The 20448-nt window shown below is 67.6% G+C and carries 23 protein-coding genes; 11 read left to right on the top strand and 12 right to left on the bottom strand.

Annotated elements, in window-relative coordinates; genetic code table 11:
• Window positions 1-78 precede the first annotated feature (78 nt).
• From D472_RS0118120 to D472_RS0118100, 5 genes are all read left to right on the top strand, one after another.
• Window positions 79-1680, top strand: coding sequence for an ABC transporter ATP-binding protein (locus tag D472_RS0118120; protein WP_017605889.1), 1602 nt, complete (start codon window positions 79-81; stop codon window positions 1678-1680).
• The gene (locus tag D472_RS0118115; protein ID WP_017605888.1) at window positions 1677-3272 is read left to right on the top strand and encodes an ABC transporter permease; all 1596 of its coding nucleotides are present in this window, start codon (window positions 1677-1679) and stop codon (window positions 3270-3272) included. Before D472_RS0118120 ends, D472_RS0118115 begins: the two co-directional genes overlap by 4 nt.
• A complete protein-coding gene (locus D472_RS0118110) occupies window positions 3269-4528 on the top strand; it encodes an ABC transporter permease (protein WP_017605887.1) in 1260 nt (419 codons plus the stop codon). Before D472_RS0118115 ends, D472_RS0118110 begins: the two co-directional genes overlap by 4 nt.
• Entirely contained in the window at window positions 4507-4926 is a 420-nt protein-coding gene (locus D472_RS0118105) for a cytidine deaminase (protein WP_017605886.1), read from the top strand. Before D472_RS0118110 ends, D472_RS0118105 begins: the two co-directional genes overlap by 22 nt.
• Before the next feature lie 106 nt (window positions 4927-5032).
• The gene (locus D472_RS0118100; RefSeq protein ID WP_017605885.1) at window positions 5033-6322 is read left to right on the top strand and encodes a thymidine phosphorylase; all 1290 of its coding nucleotides are present in this window, start codon (window positions 5033-5035) and stop codon (window positions 6320-6322) included.
• A gap of 133 nt (window positions 6323-6455) precedes the next feature.
• Here the strand turns inward: D472_RS0118100 and D472_RS0118095 are convergent, their stop codons facing one another.
• The gene (locus tag D472_RS0118095) at window positions 6456-6824 is read right to left on the bottom strand and encodes a hypothetical protein (protein ID WP_017605884.1); all 369 of its coding nucleotides are present in this window, start codon (window positions 6822-6824) and stop codon (window positions 6456-6458) included.
• Window positions 6821-7159 (bottom strand): hypothetical protein, encoded by a 339-nt coding sequence (locus D472_RS0118090; RefSeq protein ID WP_017605883.1) that lies wholly within the window; start codon window positions 7157-7159, stop codon window positions 6821-6823. Before D472_RS0118090 ends, D472_RS0118095 begins: the two co-directional genes overlap by 4 nt.
• Window positions 7160-7286: 127 nt before the next feature.
• Between D472_RS0118090 and D472_RS27730 the strand changes: the two genes are divergently transcribed.
• Window positions 7287-7565: a GntR family transcriptional regulator gene (locus tag D472_RS27730; RefSeq protein WP_338036521.1), complete on the top strand. Its 279-nt coding sequence runs from the start codon at window positions 7287-7289 to the stop codon at window positions 7563-7565.
• Window positions 7566-7810: 245 nt separating this feature from the next.
• On the opposite strand, the gene D472_RS0118085 is transcribed toward D472_RS27730, so the two are convergent.
• The 8 genes from D472_RS0118085 to D472_RS25895 form a co-directional block, all read right to left on the bottom strand.
• The gene (locus D472_RS0118085; protein WP_017605882.1) at window positions 7811-8851 is read right to left on the bottom strand and encodes a protein-L-isoaspartate O-methyltransferase family protein; all 1041 of its coding nucleotides are present in this window, start codon (window positions 8849-8851) and stop codon (window positions 7811-7813) included.
• An 8-nt stretch (window positions 8852-8859) separates the two neighbouring features.
• Window positions 8860-9279 carry a lasso peptide biosynthesis B2 protein gene (locus D472_RS0118080; RefSeq protein ID WP_239643005.1) on the bottom strand — a complete coding sequence of 140 codons (420 nt, stop codon included), beginning with the start codon at window positions 9277-9279 and terminating at the stop codon, window positions 8860-8862.
• Window positions 9276-9557, bottom strand: a complete 282-nt coding sequence (locus tag D472_RS0118075) for a PqqD family protein (RefSeq protein WP_017605880.1) — start codon at window positions 9555-9557, stop codon at window positions 9276-9278. The genes D472_RS0118080 and D472_RS0118075 overlap by 4 nt, the downstream gene beginning before the upstream one ends.
• Entirely contained in the window at window positions 9554-10705 is a 1152-nt protein-coding gene (locus tag D472_RS26865) for an asparagine synthase-related protein (RefSeq protein ID WP_239643004.1), read from the bottom strand. Before D472_RS26865 ends, D472_RS0118075 begins: the two co-directional genes overlap by 4 nt.
• 128 nt (window positions 10706-10833) lie before the next feature.
• Window positions 10834-11289: a hypothetical protein gene (locus D472_RS28255; protein ID WP_017605877.1), complete on the bottom strand. Its 456-nt coding sequence runs from the start codon at window positions 11287-11289 to the stop codon at window positions 10834-10836.
• Window positions 11290-11351: 62 nt separating this feature from the next.
• Complete coding sequence (locus tag D472_RS28250) at window positions 11352-11489, bottom strand: lasso RiPP family leader peptide-containing protein (protein ID WP_017569012.1); 138 nt, start codon at window positions 11487-11489, stop codon at window positions 11352-11354.
• Window positions 11490-11603: 114 nt separating this feature from the next.
• Window positions 11604-12500, bottom strand: coding sequence for a tetratricopeptide repeat protein (locus tag D472_RS0118060; RefSeq protein WP_017605876.1), 897 nt, complete (start codon window positions 12498-12500; stop codon window positions 11604-11606).
• 345 nt (window positions 12501-12845) lie between these two features.
• Window positions 12846-13373: an ATP-binding protein gene (locus D472_RS25895; RefSeq protein ID WP_161625119.1), complete on the bottom strand. Its 528-nt coding sequence runs from the start codon at window positions 13371-13373 to the stop codon at window positions 12846-12848.
• Between the two features lie 280 nt (window positions 13374-13653).
• On the opposite strand from D472_RS25895, the gene D472_RS0118045 reads away from it, so the two are divergent.
• Entirely contained in the window at window positions 13654-14433 is a 780-nt protein-coding gene (locus D472_RS0118045; RefSeq protein ID WP_239643003.1) for a helix-turn-helix domain-containing protein, read from the top strand.
• Window positions 14417-14605 carry a DUF397 domain-containing protein gene (locus tag D472_RS25890; RefSeq protein WP_033304163.1) on the top strand — a complete coding sequence of 63 codons (189 nt, stop codon included), beginning with the start codon at window positions 14417-14419 and terminating at the stop codon, window positions 14603-14605. Before D472_RS0118045 ends, D472_RS25890 begins: the two co-directional genes overlap by 17 nt.
• A 232-nt stretch (window positions 14606-14837) precedes the next feature.
• On the opposite strand, the gene D472_RS0118040 is transcribed toward D472_RS25890, so the two are convergent.
• The gene (locus tag D472_RS0118040) at window positions 14838-15395 is read right to left on the bottom strand and encodes a hypothetical protein (protein ID WP_017605872.1); all 558 of its coding nucleotides are present in this window, start codon (window positions 15393-15395) and stop codon (window positions 14838-14840) included.
• A gap of 120 nt (window positions 15396-15515) precedes the next feature.
• Complete coding sequence (locus D472_RS0118035; RefSeq protein ID WP_017605871.1) at window positions 15516-15965, bottom strand: hypothetical protein; 450 nt, start codon at window positions 15963-15965, stop codon at window positions 15516-15518.
• Window positions 15966-16127: 162 nt separating this feature from the next.
• On the opposite strand from D472_RS0118035, the gene D472_RS0118030 reads away from it, so the two are divergent.
• The 3 genes from D472_RS0118030 to D472_RS0118020 all read left to right on the top strand — a co-directional run.
• Entirely contained in the window at window positions 16128-17885 is a 1758-nt protein-coding gene (locus D472_RS0118030) for an acyclic terpene utilization AtuA family protein (RefSeq protein WP_033304161.1), read from the top strand.
• Window positions 17882-19480, top strand: coding sequence for an acyl-CoA carboxylase subunit beta (locus tag D472_RS0118025; RefSeq protein ID WP_017605869.1), 1599 nt, complete (start codon window positions 17882-17884; stop codon window positions 19478-19480). The genes D472_RS0118030 and D472_RS0118025 overlap by 4 nt, the downstream gene beginning before the upstream one ends.
• 13 nt (window positions 19481-19493) lie before the next feature.
• The coding region (locus D472_RS0118020) for an ATP-binding protein (RefSeq protein WP_017605868.1) at window positions 19494-20448 on the top strand (955 nt) is incomplete at its 3' end.

Raw genomic sequence — 20448 nt, 5'->3', positions numbered from 1 at the left:
CACCGCGACGAAGGCGTCCGGACCGGGCCGATCCCAGGTCAGGCCGCGCCCCGCCGCGCAATTCCCAAGAGGAGTCTGATGAGCAGCACGCCATCGGGCGGCGGGTCGACCGGACCCGTCGCCGTTGAGCTGCGCGGGATCACCAAGCGTTTTCCCGGCGTCGTGGCCAACCACGACATCGACATCACCGTGGCTCCCGGTACCGTGCACGCCATCGTCGGCGAGAACGGGGCGGGTAAGTCCACACTGATGAAGACCCTGTACGGCATGCACAAGCCGGACGAGGGCACCATCCAGGTCAAGGGCCGCGAGGTGCGCTTCAACTCGCCCTCCGACGCGATCAAGAACGGCATCGGCATGGTGCACCAGCACTTCATGCTCGCCGACAACCTCACCGTCCTGGAGAACGTGGTCCTGGGCGCCGAACGCCGCCACGGCATCGGCAACAAGGCCCGTGAACGGATCCGCACCCTGTCCGCCCAGTACGGCCTCGGGGTGGACCCCGATCGCCTGATGGAGGACCTGGGCGTCGGCGACCGACAGCGAGTGGAGATCCTCAAGGTCCTCTACCGGGGAGCCGAGACGATCATCCTGGATGAGCCCACCGCCGTCCTGGTCCCGCAGGAGGTCGATGAACTCTTCGACAACCTGCGCGAACTCAAGCGCGAGGGTCTCACCGTCATCTTCATCTCGCACAAGCTCGACGAGGTCCTGTCGGTCGCCGACGAGATCACCGTCATCCGGCGCGGCACCACCGTCGCCACCGCCGACCCGCGCACCACCACCGCGCGGGAACTGGCGACCCTGATGGTCGGCGGCGAGTTGCCCGTCCCCGAGTTGCGCGAGTCCACCGTCACCGACCACGTGGTCCTGTCGCTGAACGGGGTCACGGTGTCCTCACCCGATGGACGCGACGTCGTCGATGACGTCTCGGTCGACATCCACAAGGGTGAGATCGTCGGCATCGCCGGTGTCGAGGGCAACGGTCAGTCGGAGCTCATCGAAGCGATCATGGGCATGCGCCGGACCTCGGCCGGACGAATCAGCCTGGAAGGTGAGGACATCACCTCCTGGTCCACGCTGCGCATCCGCGAGGCCGGTGTCGGATACATCCCCGAGGACCGGCACCGCCACGGTGTGCTGCTGGAGTCACCGCTGTGGGAGAACCGCGTCCTGGGCCACCAGACCCGGACCCCTAGCGTGCGGGGCCCCTGGATCGACAGAACCGGTGCCAGGAAGGACTCGGAGCGCATCGTCGCCGAGTACGACGTGCGCACTCCCAACATCGACGTCATCGCCGACGCGCTCTCCGGCGGTAACCAACAGAAGTTCATCATCGGCCGGGAGATGAGCGGCGAACCACGCTTCCTGGTCGCCGCCCATCCCACCCGAGGCGTGGACGTGGGCGCCCAGAACGCCATCTGGGAACAGCTGCGCGAGGCCCGGGCCGAGGGCCTGGCCGTACTGCTGATCTCGGCGGACCTGGACGAGTTGATCGGCATGTCCGACACGCTCCACGTCATCCTGCGCGGTCGGCTGGTCGCCGAGGCCGACCCGGCCACCGTCACTCCCGAACAGCTCGGCTCGGCCATGACGGGCGCCGGGCTGGAGAGTGACGGACAAGAGAGGACCGGTGCCGACCCTGGTGCCGGCGAAGAAGAGAACGAGGGCGGCGCATGAGCAAGCTTCCCCGCCCCGACATGACCATGTCCGGGCCCGTCGCCGCCGCCATCGCGGCCGCCTTGGGTACCGGTCTGACCGTGGGGCTCGACCTGGCGCTGCTGTGGTGGGTGGCGCTGATCATCGGTGTGGTCGTGGCCTTCGCCTTCGTGGCCTGGTCCGCGCCACTGGTGCCCGACGAACGTAGGGCCGGTGCCGATGGGACCAAGGAGGAGGGCACCGCCCTTCACAACACCCTCGTCGTACCCATGGCCCTGATCCTGGCCGTGGTGGCGGGTCTGCTGTCCGCCTGGCTGCTGGACCTACAGTTGCAGGAGTGGGCGGCGGCCCTGTTGGGCGCCGCCATCGGATCGGTGCTGGCGTTCGTGCTGTTCCACCGGCTCTCGGCGATGCTCGCGCTCTCCTTCGCCGCGGTGTTCGCCGCCGGCGCCATCGCCATCGGCGTGACCGCCGCCGTGCTGTACTTCAGCGGCATCCCGCCGCTGGCGACCTTCGAGCGGATGGTCGAGTACGGGGCCAGGCCCGACAGCATGGTCCAGATCATCAACGACAGCGTCACCTTCTACCTGGCCGCCGTGGCCGTAGCGATCGGCTTCAAGATGAAGCTGTTCAACATCGGTGTGGACGGTCAGTACCGGCTGGCGGCGCTGTTGGCCGCCGCCGTGGGCGGATACCTGATCCTGCCACCGGTGATCAGCCAGTTCGTCGTCATCGTCACAGCGGTCGCGGTCGGTGGCGTGTGGGCGGGCATCGCCGGTTACCTCAAGGTCTCCCGCGGTGTGTCCGAGGTGATCTCCACGATCATGCTCAACTCGATCGCCACCGGCATCACCGCCTACCTGCTGACCGAGGGCCGCCTGGCGGTGGAGATCAGCACCAACAACATCGGTACCCCGCCGATCCCCGAGTCCGGTTGGGTCCCCGGCATTCCGGCGACCTTCCTCGGTTCGGACCGGGAGATCTTCGGTCTGATCTTCCTGGCCATCGCCGTGGGCATCGGTTACTGGGTCATGCTCAACCGCACCCGGTTCGGCTTCGAACTGCGCGCCACCGGCCAGTCCAAGACGGCGGCCGAGGCAAGCGGCATCGACGTCAAGAAGATGGTCTTCTTGTCCATGCTCTTCTCGGGCATGGTCGCCGGGCTCGTGGGCCTGCCGCAGCTGCTCGGCAGCTCCCACTACTACGCCCTCGACTTCCCGACCGGGATCGGCTTCACCGGTATCGCCATCGCGCTGCTGGGCCGCAACCACCCGGTGGGCATCGTCTTCGCGGCCCTGTTCTGGTCCTACCTGAACCAGGCCGCGGGCATCCTGCCCTTCGACGGCATCCCCCAGGAGATCGCGGTCATCGCGCAGGCCACCATCGTCCTCACGGTCGTCGTGGTCTACGAGGTCGTCCACCGCTGGGGCCGTCGCTACCAGCAACAGCAGATCGGTAAGCAGCTCGGCCGTACGACCGAGACCACCCCGGAGCCCGCGTCCGTGTCCCACGGCACCGGCCCGGAGCACGGTTCCGTCGAGGGCGAGGGCGACGACGGCGCCCCCGGCCGCTCCGACGGTACCGACGGCGAGCGCGACGGGGAGGCACAGTGAGCCAGGAACTCAACGTGATGGAGCCGGTGGCCAGACCGGCCCGGCCCAAGGGCTGGGCGGGCTGGCGCGTCCTCACCCTGCTGATGGCGGTCTTCGTGTCCCTGGCGGGCCTGCGGGTCATCACCGGACAGGACATGCTGACCGACGCGGGCACCGTCCGCACCACCCTGACCTTCGCGGTCCCGATCGGTCTGGCCGCGCTCGGCGGTCTGTGGGCCGAACGCGCGGGCATCATCAACATCGGCCTCGAAGGCATGATGATCTTCGGGACCTGGTTTGGTGCCTACTTCGCGTGGAGCTTCGACAACCCGTGGATCGGTCTGCTGGCCGGGACCCTGGGCGGTATGTTCGGTGGTCTCATCCACGCGGTGGCCACGGTCACCTTCGCGGTGGACCACATCGTCTCCGGTGTGGCCATCAACATCCTGGCCCTGGGCGCCATGCGCTACCTGTCGATCCTGGTCTACGCGGACATCCCGGGCGCCGGTGCGGCCCAGTCCCCGGCGGCCCCCTCGTTCCCGACCCTGAACGTTCCCTGGCTACCGGAGGCCTTGGCCCCGATCGCCCAGAGCAACGTCTTCTTGGTCAGTGACCTGGCGGCCTTGGTCATCGGACTCACCACCCGCATGTCCGCGCTCACCCTCATCGCGATCCTGCTGGTCCCCATCAGCTACCTGGTGCTGTGGAAGACCACGTTCGGACTGCGGCTGCGTTCGGTGGGTGAGAACCCCGACGCCGCCGAGTCCCTCGGTGTGCCGGTGTACACGCTCAAGTACGTCGCCGTGGTCGTCTCCGGTGGTCTGGCCGGTATGGGCGGCGTGTTCCTCGCGATCGTCGCCTCGCAGATCTACCAGGAGGGACAGACCGGTGGCCGAGGCTACATCGGTCTGGCCGCGATGATCTTCGGTAACTGGCGCCCGGGTGGTCTGGCGATGGGTGCGGGCCTGTTCGGCTACACCGACGCCCTCCAAGTGCGCGGCGGTGGTGCGGCCATCCACGCCCTACTGCTGCTCTTGGCGGTCGTGCTGTTGATCGTGGCGGTGTGGCAGGTGCGCAAGGACCGCAAGGGCATCGCCCTCACCGGCCTCCTCACCGCGATCGTGCTGTTGGCCTGGTACTTCACCACCGACTCCCTGCCGCGTGAGCTGGCCACCTACAGCCCGCACATCGCGACCCTGCTGGTGTTGTCCCTGGCCTCGCAACGGCTGCGGGCGCCCGAAGGGATCGGTAAGCAGTGGCGGGCGAGTCGGTCATGAGCGAGTTCGAGACGACGATCGACTGGCGGGCCCTGCGGGAGGCCGCCCGGCGGGCCATGGAAAAGGCGTACGCGCCCTACTCGAAGTATCCGGTGGGCGCGGCCGCCCTGGTCGACGATGGTCGCCTGGTGAGCGGCTGCAACGTGGAGAACGCCTCCTACGGTGTGGGCCTGTGCGCCGAGTGCGGGCTCGTCAGCGCCCTGCACGCCACCGGGGGCGGGCGGTTGGTCGCCTTCGCCTGCGTGGACGGGCAGGGAGAAACCCTGATGCCGTGCGGGCGCTGTCGCCAGCTTCTGTACGAACACGGTGGACCCGAACTGCTCGTGGACACCCCTGAGGGAATCCTTCCCATGGATCGGGTGCTGCCGCAGGCCTTCGGACCGCACGACCTCACTTGATCGGTCGATCGCAAAGTGCGTCTCCCCGGCACCGACCAGGTGGCCGGGGAGACGCCGTTTCAGCCACACGACAGCCACGGAATCAGCGTCGTCGAAGGGACGGGACATGGACGTCATCGAGGTCATTCGAGCCAAGCGTGACGGGGGCGAACTCACCCCCGAACAGATCGACTGGGTGATCGGGGCCTACACCCGTGGCGAGATCGCCGAGGAGCAGATGGCGGCGTTGGCCATGGCGATCTTCCTCAAGGGGATGAAGCGCGGTGAGGTGAGCCGCTGGACGGAGGCCATGCTGGCCTCGGGGGAGCGGTTGGACTTCTCCGATCTGGCCAGGCCCACCACCGACAAGCACTCCACCGGTGGGGTGGGCGACAAGATCACCCTGCCGCTCACCCCCACCGTGGCGGCCTGTGGAGCGGCGGTGCCCCAGCTGTCGGGGCGAGGGCTCGGCCACACCGGCGGCACGCTGGACAAGTTGGAGTCCGTCCCCGGTTGGCGGGCGTCGCTGTCCACCCAGGAGATGCGCCGCGTCCTCGTCGACACCGGTGGGGTGATCTGCGCGGCCGGCTCGGGCTTGGCGCCGGCCGACCGCAAGCTCTACGCCCTGCGCGACGTGACCGGGACCGTCGAATCGATCCCGCTCATCGCCGCCTCCATCATGAGCAAGAAGCTCGCCGAGGGCACCGGATCCCTGGTGCTCGACGTCAAGGTGGGATCGGGCGCGTTCATGAAGGACGTGGCCTCCGCCCGTGAGTTGGCCCGCACCATGGTGGACATCGGAAACGACCACGGTGTGCGCACCGTGGCGCTGTTGACCGACATGGAGGCGCCCCTGGGCCGGCAGGTCGGCAACGCCCTGGAGGTCGCCGAAGCCGTGGAGGTGCTCTCCGGTGGGGGACCGGTCGACGTGGTGGAGCTGACCGTGGCCCTGGCCCGCCAGATGCTCACCGCCGCCGGCCTGGTCCCAGGAGAGGACGGGGTCAAGGACCCGGCCGAGGCGCTGCGTGACGGTAGCGCCCTGGAGTCCTGGAAGAACCTGATCCGGGCCCAGGGCGGCGATCCGAACGCTCCCCTGCCCGAGGCCGCCGAGCGCCGCGTGGTGCTCGCCCCCGCTTCCGGAGTGGTGACCCGTCTGGACGCCTACCAGGTGGGGCTGGCGGCCTGGCGGCTCGGTGCGGGGCGTGCGCGCAAGGAGGACGCCGTCTCGTTCGGGGCGGGCGTGACCCTGCACGCCAAACCGGGGGAGAAAGTCACGGCGGGGGAGCCGCTGTTCACCCTGCACGCCGATGAGGCCGAACGCTTCGACCGGGCCGTGCAGGCGCTGGAGGGTGCCTTCGACATCGGTGACAAGGAGGGGTGGAAGGCACGCCCGCTGGTCATCGACCGCGTCTCCTGAGTCCGAGGGAGAGCCGGAGTAGGGCTCAGCGGTGTGGCCACCGGAAAGTCGCGGTGGCCTCTGCGGTGCCCTCCACGATCGAGGAAGGCCCGGCCGGGGTTGTTCGCGGCCGGGCCTTGGTCGTGGGTGGGTGTTATCGGTGTTGCCAGGGCTGGGGGAGTGGTGCGCCGCAGGCCAGGGCGTTGCGTAGTAGGGCCCAGCGTTGGCGGGCGCGGGAGAGTGCCCGCCGGCAGGTGAAGGCTTCGCCGGTTTCTCGGAGGGCTTCGGAGAGTGCGTCGTAGTGGTCGGTCACTTCCGCGCTCTGCACACCACCGCCACCGCCACTGTCGCTGGTGCGGGTGTTCCAGGGTGTGGGCAGGGCTGCGCCGGAGCGCAGTTCTTTGTCCAGGTGGCCGAAGATCGCGTCGGCTGAGATGAGGCGGGTGAGGGCTTCTTCGGGGCGGCCGGGGTCGTTGAGCAGGCGGGTCAGGTGGGCGATGAGGGTGTCGGTGTGCTGTGTCATCCGGCCGCTCCTTGGAGGAGGGCCTGGCGGGTTTCCCAGTTCCGGTAGGGGCCACGCACGATCTCTACCTGCGGGTGGAGGTCTTCGCTGGGCCGCCGGGGCGCCGGAATCGGGGGAGTGGCGGAGTCGGGTTCGGGACTGGCTTTCGAGCTGTGTGCGGTGCTGGCCGGTTGGGAGGGGGCCAGGTGGCGGACGTAGCGGCGCACTCGGCGAGAGCGGCGGCGGTGGACTTCGGCGCCCAGTTCGTAGAGGTAGCCGAAGGGTGTGGTGTGTGCTCCTCGGGTGGGCCGGAACAGCCTGACGAACAGGGTGAGCAAGGCGGTAACGTATGACATGGCAAGCGCTCCTTAGGTTTCGCTTGTCCGGGCCCGGGGTGTTCGCGCACCGCCGGGCCACTTTCATGTTCGGGCCAAGGCTTAACTATACGTCTATCTTGTCTAGGTCGTCTGCGACGTCTGCCATATGCAGGGTGTCCCCAACGTGCCTAACGTCGGTCTTATGCATGTCGACCGCTTCGACCCGACGCCCCTGTACATCCAGGTGGCAGACCAGCTACGTAGACGGATCAGGTCCGGTGAACTCAAGCCACGTGATCCGCTGCCATCCGAGTCGAAGATGGTGTCGGATTACGGGATCGCCCGTGAGACCGCCCGTCGGGCGATAGCCGTACTTCGAGAAGAAGAGTTGGTAGTGACCTTGCCTCAGCGGGGAACGTTTGTCGCTCCTCCCCAAGAGGTCTGACGAGACGGTCGTGGGTCAAAGATCAGGGGTCCTGACTTTTCGGCTTTCTTCTGAAGAGTCGCCGGCGGTTATCCACAGGCTCGCAAGATGTGCCGGCGCCGATCACCCTCGTCCACGTAGCGTCGATATCGGGGGAGTCTCGCACTCCTCCGGCTTCGTGCTGCCTGATTCCTCCTCACCGGTTATCCACAAATTTCAGACACCGTGACACCAGCGTCTTCGAGTTCTCGACGTCCCCCGGGGGTTCAGGATCGGACGGGCTGGTTTTCCTCCGCACGGACCCGCCAGCCGGTGCTCTCTCGAAGCAGGACCGGGCGCACACTCGCCCACCCCGGGCGGCCCGCGCTTCGCCACGTTTCCACCCATCCCCGCGCTACGGTCTCGGTGGTCATGGCTCCGTTGCTGAGCGCGTCCGGCCCGAACGGTCGGAACACGAACACTCCAGCAGAGTCGGCCGCCCCGACGCCGAAACCCATGGGTCCACCGAGGGTGGCCAGCTCATCCGGGTGTGTGGCGTACATCCAGGCCCGGAACGCCGTTGGGTCTTCGCCATCCTCGAACACACGGACCGTTTGCGGTTGCTCGTCAACGAGTCCGGTCAATAGTTTTCCGGCTTCGGCCGGGTGTTTCTTCGCCCACGAGCTCGCGATCCACCACGCGGCGCCCTGGCCGTCATGCACGAGAGCGTCAACGCCCCGTGGTGGCACCGTCCACTGGTCGAGATCAGCCCCGTGCATCTCGACATATCCGCCCGGGGCCAACGCGCGGCCGGTCAAGTTTTGGTCGCCGGTGACCTCGGCCGTCACCACGGCGTGCGACTTGACCAGACCGGCGAGTTCGACCGGTGCGACCACCAGGCAGCTGGGACGGCTCTGCTCTACCCAAGCATGCGGGATCGTCTCGGGGGTCGTCCACGCGACCACTCGGTCGAACGGGGCGTGATCGGGGGCGCCATGGTGTCCATCGGCCGCCACCAGGATCACGTTGGTCCGCCCGGCTTGGGCATGAAGTGTCCGCGCACGTTCGATCAGGTCGGGAACTACGTCCACTGTCACCACCGTCCCGGACGGCCCGACGAGTTCGCTCAACAGGGCACTGGAGTACCCGGACCCCGTTCCGATCTCCAACACCTTCGCCCCGGGCTGAACGTTGAGACCGTCGAGGGTCGACGCGATCAGCGGCCTCGCCGTGGTCTGTGTGACGAGCGACCCGTCCGGGTTGAGGGTGTAGGTGTCTTCGTCCACTGCCGACAGGGCAGCGGTCACGCGGGAGCTGTACTGGGTCATGGCGCCTTTCAGGTTCGAGTGATCACGATGAATGGCCGGTCGGGATCGTCTGGCTCCCCAACGGGGGTCCCCTCTACTTCGACCCAGGCATGAGCGGCGTAGGGCATCAGACGAACGCCGATGCACCAGTCCACCGACCTTCGCATCAGTATTGCGGTCAGAGCAGCGGCCAGGGAGTTTTCCAAGCAAGCGGCGCGTCCAGGGAACCAGTTCCCCGCCGCTGTCGCCGCAGCGACCGCGTCGGTCACCTCGGAGATGACGGCACGGGCGCGGGTTCTGCGCTTGAGCGCGGCGAGAACCGCCACGCTGTGCTTGAGCTGGAAACGCAGCAACACGACGGCCGACCAGAACCCGACCACGCCCAACAAGCGACGTGTCAGCCGTGGGCGTCGGGAAGGGATGGGGGGAAGCGCCATGGGAGTTGTCACGAGCGGTTCCTTTCCACGCGAAGCAACCCTCTCCCGGACAGTTCCCACACGAGTCGGTCGACGTCGGCTCTGACGGTGTCGAGGTCGGCGCCCGTCTCGGCCACCAGCGTTTCGGCGACCTGTTCCGGGTCAGCGCTGGCGACGAGTTCCTGCCAGATGCGCGCGGCCGTGGGGTTCAGCCCGTAGAAGTGTCCGCTGTTCATGTCGAGAAGCATTCCGCCGTTCTCTTCAACGACGAACTTCACGGATTCGGCCGGGGTGTAGGTGGTCCTGTTCATGCGTCTCCTGTGTACGTTTCCAGCCGGCGTAGCCATACCTCGGTGGCGAGTACCTGGCTGAGTGCGCCCATCGGTGCGCGCGCGCCATTGATCGCTGCGTCGAGGTCGGCACGGACGGCCGTAGGGTCGATGATGTCGAGGCCTGCCAAGCGTGAATCGGTCAGCAACGCGCGAACTTGTGCGGCGTTGACGCGGAGTCCGTGGTATTCGCACGCGGAGTAGTCGCCCTTGGTGCGCCGGGCGAAGAGGCCGGGCGGGAGCCGATCGGCGAAGGCTTGGCCGAGAATCGGTTTCGTCTGTCGCGCGGACGCCCGGTGCGAAGCGGGTACGGCCAGGCACGCGGCGAGCACGTCGGAGTCGAAGAAGGGGACGGTGACCCGAGCCCTGAACTGGTCGGCCACGTGGAGGAACGAACGGGTCGCGGCGCCGTGCCACTGGATGAGCCGCAACGTGTGATCGTCGGCTCCATCGCGTGAGTCCTGGGGGCGGTAGGCCCGGAGCACTTCGGCGACCTGGGCGCGCGCCGCAGGTGTAGCCCATCGGGCGCTCTTGCTCAGGTGGACCCAGGAGATGGATGACTCGAAGGCGGGAACGTGCTCGAGACGGTGCGGTTCCGGTGTCGTGTCCAGTCCGTTCGCCACGCCTTCGAGCGCCGACGTGTAGGACGTTCGGGATGCGGCGAACGCCGCACGCACAAGTCGGTGCGCGGGTCGGTGACGTAGACGTGCCCATCCAACGCACTCGGAAAAGAACCGTCGTGAGGTCGGAAGGCGGGCCAAATCGGCGAGGTAGGTGATGGGCGCGCCGAGGACGACGTCACCGCCATCCCCAACGAGATGGACATCGGCCCCGGATGCCGGGTTCAGGCGGAACCGGGTACGAGTATGCAGGAGCGCGTCAAGAGCTGGCAGGTCGGTGAAGGGTGCCCCGCCAAGGTCGGTGAATGGGAGTTCTCCGACACCACCGGTGAGAACCTGGTGGTTCAGTCCGGGCTCAGAAGCAGCGAGTGCGTGCGCGTACCCGGTGTCGTCGTCGTTTACGGCGTAGGGGTCCGTATAGGTCAACGCTGTTACCGGCTCGTCGGCACCTCGGGCGGCGAGGATGGCCAACGTCGAGGAGTCCAAGCCGCCGGACAGATCCGCCGACACGGATTCGGCTCCGGATGTGCGGGCTCTAACGGATGCGGTTAGAGCTGCGGCGAGTGCCTCGGAAGCATCAACAGGAGAGGGGCGTCTCTGCTCGGGACGCTGTTCGGCGGTGACACTGTCGCCGGAGATCACGAGTACACGGGATGGCGAGAGCCCCGCACTCCGTGGTAGACCGACTCGTCGGTCAGGTCAGGTGCGGCGTCGGGAAGGAACAGGGTCGCGGCCAACACCACGGGGTTGACCTGGGAGCCGGTCAAGCGCGCGAGCGGGAGCGGGCTCAACGACAGATGAACCTCGCCCGCGTGACGGGTCCACCACCATCGGATCGTACCGACGAGATCACCAGCAACAGCGAGAACGTCACCGTCGCTCACGGCAACGCCGAAGCGTCCGGGGAAGTTCACCAGGGCTCGGACAGCCTGACGTGCGTTGCCGCTGGTGGCGGTTGCGGCGGTCACGGCCTGGTCGTCGGACAGGCAGTCGCCGAACAGGGCCACCGACAAGCCCGGCGTACTGATGTGGCGGACCGGGCGGGGGTCCCACCGACTGGCCCGGATCGTGGTGTGAGGGGGTGCGTCCGGCACCGGTCTTCCTTCCCAAGAGGACCAGGCGCGGACCCGCGTGAGGTCCGCACCCGGTGAGGGGGTTAGTTGTAGCGAGCCTGGTTCAGGTCAGCGGTGTCGTTCTGGGCCGAGCCGAGCGTGAGCGCGCGGGCGTCACCGAGGTCGGTCAGGGTCGGGGGCTCATAGGCCACGGGCTGGGGGGTGTTGTCGTTCTCGGACACGGTTCCTCCTTGTGGAATCGTTGTGTTCCGGATTACCCGGGTCGGGTGATTCCTTCCCGGGGGCTTGTGGACTGACTCAGGACAGTGGTCCCGCCTACCTGGCGACGGTCGTGTTCATCGCGTGGGGTTTCCTTCAGTCAGCTTGCGGATTTCTTCCGCGTCGGTCTCCGCCCCGAGGGCACAGGCGAGGTTGTGCAGTTCGCTCAGGAGTTCGTGGGCCTTCTGGGTGCTCCGCTGCCCGATGAGGGAGAGCGCCAGGGACCGGCCGGTGCGGAGAACCATGTAGTCGTCGGCATGATCGCGAAACCAGCCAAGGGCTGATCGCAGGTGCTTGTCGGCCTGGTCGAACTCGCGGCCGTCGCGGAAGGATTCGCCCAAGCGTCGGTCCATCATCACGACGCCGCGCGTCCGGCCGGCCTCGGCGAACAGCAGGCGCGCGTCGGTGAACCAGCTCCTGGCGGCCAGGGGCTTGTTGCGCTTGAGGTTCACCACGCCCAGGCCCTCCATGCACGTGGCTTGGCCGAGTGTGTGTTTGCCCTGGACCCACAGGGCGCGGGCGCGCATGTGCAGTCGTTCGGCTTCGTGGAGGTCCCCGATCCAGGTGTTGAGGGAACCGAGCCCGGAGAGCATCCGGGCCTGGACGGTGCTGTCGCAGTGCACAGCGGAGGCGAGGCCCGTTTCGTGGACGGTGCGCCACAGTTGCCAGTCCTTGGAGACGGTCAGCCATCCCCAGAGCCCTTCCACCAGGGAACAGGCGATCTCGTGGCGATGGGTCTCATGCGCGATGCGCACACATCCACGGATGGCACCCGCCCACTCGCGCATCCAGGACAGGGCTTCGTCACGGTTGGCGAACGGGGACTCACCCAGGTCGTCGTAGTGCACCGAGAGCACCCAGCGTCCGGGGTTGATCGCTCGGTCGGCGGCCAAGACGAGGGGGACCATCACCTCGATGTACTCCCGCGTGCTGATCTCGGCGGACTCAGAGGCCAAGGTCGTGGCTGTGGACATGTCTCTCCCGTTATCGGTGTCGAAGGGGTGGAAGGCGTGACGACGCGGGACTCGCACGGGGCGAGGGGACGGTCCCGTGATGCTGTGGCCGAGCACGGTCAGCCGCGCCGCCACGCCGGTCTTGGTGGGTCGAGAAGGAGCGTTCGTGTTGCCGGACCAGGTCGTAGAGTTCCTGTGGCTTGGGTCGGCTGAGGATCAGGGGGTGGGGCCCGCCGCGCAGGAAGGCCCAGAACCTTCGTGAGCCCGGCCCCCAGAACACGAGCCATCCAGAGCCGACGTGGCGCTGTAGGTCGGTGGCGGTCCGGCGGTACGGCGCGTCGTCCTCGTAGTTCCACGCCACGGTGATCACCGCTCGTCAGCACGGTCGATGTCGAACCACACGGTGGTGCGCTGTTTCTCGTAGAGGACGCCCCACCGTGTGGCCATGTCGGTGACCAGTTGGAGACCGAAGCCGCCGAACTCGCCCTCGCCGGCCTCCACGTCGACATTCCTGAGGCGTGGCCCCGCCCCCATTTCCAAGGGTCCGTCGTCCATGACCTTGACCTGTGTGGTCGTACCGGTCTTGGTGACGGTCACGATGACCTCGCCACCGGGGTCGCCGCTTCGGCTGTGGCGAACAGCGTTGACGAACAGTTCGGTGGTGAGGAGCGCGAGGGTCTCGTTCTCTTCCTTGGCACGGCCCGCGTGGGTGCGAACCCATCGGCGGGCCACGGTGGCCAGTTCTCGAAGCCCGTGGACCGCGACCGCTTTGCCCTCGGGGAGACGACGGAACGTGACGACGGGTGCGCGCAGGGCCTCATCGGTGACACGCCTGGGAGGCGGAAGCTTAGAGCCTTCTGTGTGCCGTTTGGCCTGTACAACAACGCTGGTCACCAGCATCACCATCACATTCCGGAGCGTCGCGAGAAGTCGACGGCGTCCTTTCGCTAGGAGTCTCTGCGGCCACATCGGTGTCCGCTTCTGTCCGTGGCTCCACCATGAATGCCCGATCACTCTGAGCGCTAGAGACATCACTGACCTGTCACGATCTTGTGGAACCGGTGGAGTCGGGAGGACTCATCGCGTTGAATTGGTCGATCCGGTAGAGCCCTTGGTGTACTTGGAGAGTCATGGACCGCCCCCCCCGAAGCCCGAATTGATACGTCTCGGCGACGTGATCCGGAAGACCCGCAAGAAGGCGAATTTCACGCAAGGGCAGCTGGCCAAGACCTTGTCGGTGGTGCCCTCGACCATCTCGGCGTGGGAGTGCGGCACCCGCAGGGTCCACGAGCAGAGCGCGCGTGATATCGACCGGGAACTCGGAAGTTCTGGTGTAGTTCATCGCGCTTGGAAACAGGCAAATGACTCAACAGCCGTACCGGAGTGGTACGAAGAAGTGGAGCAACTGGAGCGGAAGATCTCGGAACTGCGTGAGTATCAGAACCAGGTGATTCCTGGCCTAATCCAGACTGAAGACTACGCGCGAGCAGCGAACAGGGACACGTCTCCAGGCGTCACCGAAGCCGAGCTGAGCGAGATGGTCAAGTCCCGGATGAGGCGACAGGGCATCTTGGAGACAGACCCGCCTCTGATCTACATGGTGCTGGAGGCGAACGCGGTGACGAGGATCATCGGGAATCGAAAGATTCTCTCTGCTCAGCTCGAAGAGGTGCTGTCTTTGATGGAAAAACGGGTAATACGACTACAGGTCGTGCCACCCAACCCGGGGCGTCACCCGGGAGCCTCGGGACCCTTCCGGGTGTACTCGTTCCCGGACAAGCCCATGGTGGCGTCGGCCGAGTATCAGCAAGGTGAGATCCTGATGGACGACAGCCGCAAGGTCCAGGCTTGTCTGGCCGTCTTCAGCGATGTTCAGGCAGAGGCGTGGTCCCCAGGCCGGTCCGCCGACTTCATCAGGAAGGTCAAGGAAGAACTCGATGAGTGCACAGCGTAGGCCTGAGTGGCACAAGAGCAGCTACAGCACGGCTAACGGAAGCTGTGTCGAGGTGGCCGAAGGACAGTCCGTTCTCGTGCGTGACACGCAGAACCGCCCCCTGGGGCACATCGAATACTCCGCTGGAGCATGGGCCGCGTTCTTGAGCGAGGTCAAGCGCGAGGCTCTATAGACGGTTCCCACGTTTCCCTCAGCCCTTCGGGCGGTGGCCCCAGGGGCTGAGACCTTTGCCCACCGGTCGCCTTGACCTGTAGTCGCAATGTGACGATACGTAAGGGGCGGGCAGGTGGCGGAGACACCCATTCAGCCATTCAGCAGGTCCGAGTCGAGCAAGACCTTTGAGACGTGGGGGTGGGGCCGGGGCCAGGGCGGGACCCTGGTGGGTCCCGGCCCGGCGATGACGATCAGTCGAAGATCGGCGGGATCATCTGCTCGGCCGCTTCGGGGATCAGGTAGTAGGCCACCGCCGCCGCGAGTACGAGCAGCAGGGCGACGATGAGTGCGGCGGTCGCGCTCCACTTGGCCCAGGGGCGCGTGCCGGGGTTGGTCAGTGTCAGCGACAGGCCGGCGAAGATGACGGTGAGCAGTGCCATCGCGCCGCCGATCATGAGCTGGATCTCGATCTGACCGATCTGCTCCGGCGCGATGGGCTGACCGCTCACCAGGATCATGCTGGTGAGCATCTCGATCAGCTGCCCGGACATGATGGTCACGGCGAGCAGGACCAGGCCGACCAGGGCGAAGGTCTCGGCGGAGAACGCGCCCCCGGGGCGCGGCTCGGCCGGAGCCTCCTGGCCGGGTTCGGTGCCCTCGACGGGAGAGGCTCCCTGGTGCTCGGGCCGTATCTCCTCGGTGGACTCGGTCTCCGCCCCCGCTGGTTCGAAGGTCGGTCGGCCGCCCTCCTCCGGCGGCGGCTGATCGGTGTTCTGGGGACCAGTGTTGTCTTCCGGTGTGCTAGTCACGCGGCCAACGTACCCGTGGGTGCGTATAAGCGGTGCCTAAGAACCACCTGGTGGGCGTAGGAATTCGGTGAATGGGCGAGGGGCCGGTAGGTGTGTCTCCGGCCCCAGGGATCGCACCGTTCAAGGGGACAGCAGGACGTACGAGACCACGGTCAGGACCACCACCAGCAGGCCGACCAGGACGGTGGCCGCGGCCAGGTGGCGGGCCCAAGGGCGGGTGGTGGGGGTGGCGCGCGTCAACGCCACGGCCGCGCTCACCACGGCCAGGGCGGAGAACAGGCCCGCGCCGGTCAGCTGCCCCTGGACGGGGGCGCTGAGGGTGCCGGTGGCACCGGTGAGGGTGTGCTGGTTGAAGATGGCGATCAGCTCGGTGGAGAGCACGGTGGTGGCCAACAGCAGGAGTCCGGCCACGCTGAAGGTTTCGGGGCCGAACAGGCCGGCGGGAGCAGGCGCGGGAACACCGGAGACGAAGGCCTCGCCGGAAGGGCTCTTTCTGGGAGCGGGGTCCGGGGAATCGGAGGAGTCGGGGGCGGTGTCGGGCTCTGTGGTGTCTTCTGGGGAGGTACTCACGCGCGTCAAACTACCGGGCCACTCTCCCGGAACAGGCCCTCGGTAACCGGGTGGTCGCGGCCGGTTCCGGCCAATTCGTTCGATGGGACGTCTGAGAGGGGCACCAGGAAAAAACAATCACCAGTGCTTGTTTTTTTGTGTGTCGGGTGTCACCCTCTTCCCATGACCGCTTCAGCAGCCCCTCCCCTGCGGATCGGGAACGCCTCCGGCTTCTACGGGGACCGTCTCAGCGCAGTGCACGAGATGCTCACCGAAGGCACGGTGGACGTCCTCACCGGCGACTACCTGGCCGAGATCACCATGGCCATCCTCGGCCGCGACCAACTCTCCGACCCCGGCAGGGGGTACGCCCGCACCTTCCTCAAGCAGATGAGGCAGTGCCTGGGCCTGATCATGGAACGCCGGGTCCGGGTGGTCACCAACGCCGGAGGGCTCAACCCTCGGGGCCTGGCCGACAAGCTCACCGAACTCGCCGACGGCCTCGGGTTGGAGCCCCGCATCGCCTGCGTCACCGGCGATGACCTCTTGCACCGCGCGGAGGAACTCGACCTCGGTGGCCCGCTCACCGCCAACGCCTACCTGGGCGCCTTCGGTATCGCCCGCTGCCTGGACCTGGGAGCCGACATCGTCGTCACCGGGCGCGTCACCGATGCCTCCCTCGCCGTGGGTCCGGCCATCTCCCACTTCGGCTGGAGCCGCGACGACCTCGACGCGCTGGCCGGAGCCACCGTGGCCGGGCACGTCATCGAGTGCGGCACCCAGGCCACCGGCGGCAACTACGCACTACCCGCCGAACTGGCCGGTCGCGACCTGGACCGGCCCGGCTTCCCCATCGCCGAGATCGACGCCGACGGCTCCTCGATCATCACCAAGCACGAGGGCACCGGGGGCGCGGTCACCGTGGGCACCGTCACCGCCCAGCTGGTCTACGAGGTGGAGGGCGCCCGTTACGCCGGCCCCGACGTCGTCGCCCGGCTCGACACCGTCCGACTCACCCAGGAGGGGCCGGACCGGGTCCGCGTCAGTGGGGTCACCGGTGAGGACCCGCCACCCGAACTCAAGGTCGGCCTGACCGGTCTCACCGGCTTCCGCAACGACGTGGACTTCCTCATCACCGGGCTCGACGTCGAGGCCAAGGCCGCCCGCATCGAGCGTCAGATGCGCGCGGCCCTGAAGGACGACGAACCCTCTGAGCTGCGTTTCGAGCTCACTCCGGCTCAAGATCCCCACGGCGACACCCAGGACGCGGCCACGGCTCGCCTGAAGGTCACCGCCCGGGACCAGGACCCTTCCGTGGTGGGGCGCCGCTTCGGAGCCGCCGCCGTCGAATCGGCCCTGGGCAGTTACGCCGGCTTCCACATCAGCGCACCACCACGTGACGCTCGCCCCGATGGGGTCACCGCCACCCACGCCCTCGTCCCCGCCACGATGGTCGAGCACACCGTCATCACCCCCGAGGGGACCCGCGAACCGGTTCCGCCACCCGAACGCACCCGCGGACTCGAACCCCTGCCCGAACCACCGCTGCCCGAACCCCTCCCCGAAGGCCCCACGCGCATCGCCCCCTTGGGGCTGGTGTTGGGCGCACGCAGCGGGGACAAGGGCGCCAACGCCAACCTGGGCGTGTGGGCCACCACCGACCAGGCTTGGCGCTGGCTCGCCAATACCCTCACCGTCGACGCGCTGCGCGAGCTCCTACCCGAAACCGCCGACCTGCGCCTCACCCGCCACCCGTTCCCCCATCTGCGCGCCGTCAACTTCTGGATCGAGGGCATGCTCGCCCCCGGAACGGCCCGGCGCGAGGGGCTGGATCCCCAGGCCAAGGGGCTGGGCGAATGGTTGCGCGCCCGCCCCTTCCCCATCCCCGAGTCCCTATTGGACCACCCTTCGAACCCCAAGAGCGAGGAGAGCGCCCCGTGAGCGTCCTGACCTCCAGACTGGACACCCGCGGCCCGGCCTACGCCGAGGCCAGGCAGACGATGCTCGCCAAGCTGGCCGAGATCGACACCGAACACGCCAAGGCCCTGGCCGGGGGCGGTGAGCGCTACGTCGAACGACACCGCTCCCGTGGTGGTCTGCTCGCCCGTGAACGCATCGAACTCCTCCTGGACGAGGGCAGCCCCTTCCTGGAGTTGTCGACCCTCGCCGCCTGGGGCAGCGACTTCCACGTGGGGGCCGGCGTCGTCACCGGCATCGGCGTGGTCTGCGGGGTGGAGTGCGTGATCGTCGCCAATGACCCCACCGTGCGGGGCGGTGCCACCAACCCCTGGTCACTGAAGAAGTCGGTGCGGGCCGGGGAGATCGCCGAACGCAACCGAATGCCCATGATCAGCCTCGTGGAATCGGGCGGCGCCGACCTGCCCACCCAAAAGGAGATCTTCATTCCCGGTGGCGGAACCTTCCGTCACCTCACCCGGTTGTCGAAGGCCGGTATCCCCACCATCGCCCTGGTCTTCGGTAGCTCCACCGCCGGCGGCGCCTACGTGCCCGGCATGAGCGACCACGTGGTCATGGTGCGCGACCGGGCCAAGGTCTTCCTGGGCGGTCCGCCCCTGGTCAAGGCCGCCACCGGTGAGGAGAGCGACGACGAGTCCCTGGGCGGTGCGCGCATGCACGCCGAGGTGTCCGGACTCGCCGACCACCTGGCCGAGGACGAACACGACGCCATCCGCATCGGCCGGCGCATCGTCGCCCGCCTCAACCGCACCAAGCCCGGACCGGTACCGACGGAGAACGTCTCCGAACCCCTCTACCCGGCCGAGGAGCTCCTCGGCGTCATGCCGCCCGACCTCAAGGTCCCGGTGGACCCCCGCGAGGTCATCGCCCGTGTCGTGGACGGATCCGAGTTCGACGAGTTCAAGCCCGCCTACGGGGCCGGGCTGGTCACCGGTTGGGCCACCCTGCACGGTTACCCCGTGGGCATCCTCGCCAACGACAACGGCGTGTTGTTCAGCGAGGAGGCACAAAAGGCCACCCAGTTCATCCAACTGGCCAACCGCTCCGACACCCCGCTGATCTTCCTGCACAACACCACCGGCTACATGGTCGGTGCCGAATACGAACGGAACGGCATCATCAAGCACGGCTCGATGATGATCAACGCGGTCTCCAACAGCACGGTCCCGCACTTCTCGGTGCTCATCGGTGCCTCCTACGGGGCCGGACACTACGGCATGTGCGGTCGCGCCTACGATCCCCGTTTCCTCTTCGCCTGGCCCAGCGCACGCTCGGCGGTGATGGGCCACAAGCAGCTCGCCGAGGTCATCTCGATCGTCTCGCGGACCTCGGCCGCCAAGAAGGGCCTGCCCTACGACGAGGAACAGGACGCGGCCATGCGCGAGATGGTGGAGAACCAGATCGAGGCCGAGTCCTTGCCGATGTTCCTGTCCGGACGGGTCTACGACGATGGCGTCATCGACCCCCGGGACACCCGTACGGTCCTGGGACTGTGCCTGTCCTTCGCCCACAACGCACCCGTCACCGGCACCGACGCCTTCGGCGTCTTCCGAATGTAGAGGAGGACAGGACATGACCCTCATCGACCCCACCACCGCCGGTGGCGCCCACCTCCCCACCGTCCCCATCACCAGCCTGCTGGTGGCCAACCGCGGTGAGATCGCCCGTCGGATCATCCGCACCTGTCGCACCCTGGGCGTGACCTCGGTGGCCGTGCACGCCCCCGGCGAGGAGAACGCCCCCCACGTACGCGAGGCCGACGCCGCCGTGTGCCTGACGATCCCAGAGGGAGGCGGACCCGTGGACGCCTACCTCGATCCGGCCGCCCTGGTCGACGCCGCCCGCACGGCCGGAGCCGGCGCGATCCACCCCGGTTACGGCTTCCTGTCCGAGAACCCGGGGTTCGCCCGAGCCGTCGTCGAGGCCGGACTCGTCTGGGTCGGCCCACCCGCCGAGGCGGTCGAACAGATGGGCTCCAAGACCCTCGCCAAGAAGGTCGCCCGCGACGCCGGCGTTCCGGTGGCCGACGCCCTGGACCCCGAGGACGTGCGCGCCGAACACCTGCCGGTACTGGTCAAGGCGGTATCCGGCGGTGGTGGCCGCGGTATGCGCGTGGTTCGCGACCTGGCCGAGTTGCCGGCCGAGGCCGAAGAGGCCCGAAACGAGGCGGCCTCCGCGTTCGGTGACCCCACCGTGTTCTGTGAGCCCTACGTCGAACGCGGTCGCCACGTGGAGGTGCAGGTTCTCGCCGACGCCCATGGCACCGTGTGGGCGGTGGGCGAACGCGACTGTTCGGTACAGCGTCGCCACCAGAAGGTTCTGGAGGAGGCACCCGCACCCGGCCTGCCCGAGGCGACCCGCGAGCGGCTGCACCAAGCCGCCCGTGACCTGGCCGCAGCGATCGGTTACACCGGAGCCGGGACCGCCGAATTCCTCGTTCCCGTTACCGACGCCGGTCTGGGCGACCCGGTCTTCTTGGAGATGAACACCCGCCTTCAGGTGGAACACCCCGTCACCGAGTGCGTCA

This window comes from Nocardiopsis alkaliphila YIM 80379 (assembly GCF_000341005.1).
Taxonomy (GTDB): Bacteria; Actinomycetota; Actinomycetes; order Streptosporangiales; family Streptosporangiaceae; genus Nocardiopsis; species Nocardiopsis alkaliphila.
This window is presented reverse-complemented; position numbering and strand designations above follow the sequence as displayed.